This is a genomic window from Stenotrophomonas maltophilia group sp. RNC7, assembly GCF_030910085.1.
Lineage (GTDB): Bacteria > Pseudomonadota > Gammaproteobacteria > Xanthomonadales > Xanthomonadaceae > Stenotrophomonas > Stenotrophomonas sepilia.
In genome coordinates this window covers 1-872 of record NZ_JAVFVN010000128.1, presented here as the reverse complement: position 1 = coordinate 872, position 872 = coordinate 1, and the positions used below count along the sequence as shown (strand labels likewise).

At 55.2% G+C, this 872-nt stretch carries 1 protein-coding gene; it reads right to left on the bottom strand.

The features are described 5' to 3' along the window. The coding region (locus RCF13_RS01525; RefSeq protein WP_308140758.1) for a hypothetical protein at positions 1-872 on the bottom strand (872 nt) is incomplete at both ends.

Sequence of the window (872 nt, the reverse complement as noted above, 5' to 3'; positions counted from 1 at the left end):
CCGGATCACCGATGCAAAAAAGGCGTTGAGATAGTCGATGATTTCTTCGCCAGTAATCCTCCGCCGGACACGCGTGCCCGAGAGCTTCAGTGGCGCGAGGAACTCGAGCTGCTGGCTTAGTCCTTCGAAGCCGAGTTCTATCTGTTCGGTTCCGGGCGGGGAGCCGGCGGCCCTCAACTGACGGAGGCCCGTACGGATGAGCTGCTCGTTTGTGTGGAGCTCGTGTCCGAGAATTTCGACGGTGATACCCAGCTGAGCAACTTGGTTTAGCCTGTTCAGCTCATCGCGTAGCTCGGAATTCTCGGCAGTTCCCTGTCGGGCGATCAATTCCACATCGATATTGGCCTTTAGCAGTTCCAACGTGTCGATATACGACTGGAAAATACCTTCGTTCTCTTCGTCGATGACGTGGCGCAGTGTGCTGAGTCTTTCTAAGGCTTCATGCAGATCGCAAAGTCCGTTCTCCACCTGGGTAAGGACCGGAGCAGACTGCTCGTGAAAAGCCTTGTTCCGACTGGAAAACAAAGCTTCGATTCGGGCCTTTTCTGTGTCTTGCAGCTCATCAACCTCTTTCTTCCAGCGACGTGTGCGAGCATGTATCTGGCCGGCAAGCTGGTTGATGTGCTGAACGACAATCTCTTCCGGTTTTGCAGGTTTGATCCGTTCCAGCGCCTCCTTCCGGGCCCCCACCATCTCGGCAAGAAGGCCTTGAACCTCAGTGTAGATATGCCGGAACTGCCGGTAATCATCTTCGGCGGTCCCAAGGTTGGAGGTTGCACCGACAACTCGTAGTGCGGAAATGCGTTCGTCAAATTCTGTCAACGCTGTCTGTGCGCGCATGATGTCGGCCTCAGACTGAAGAGCCAGCTTGG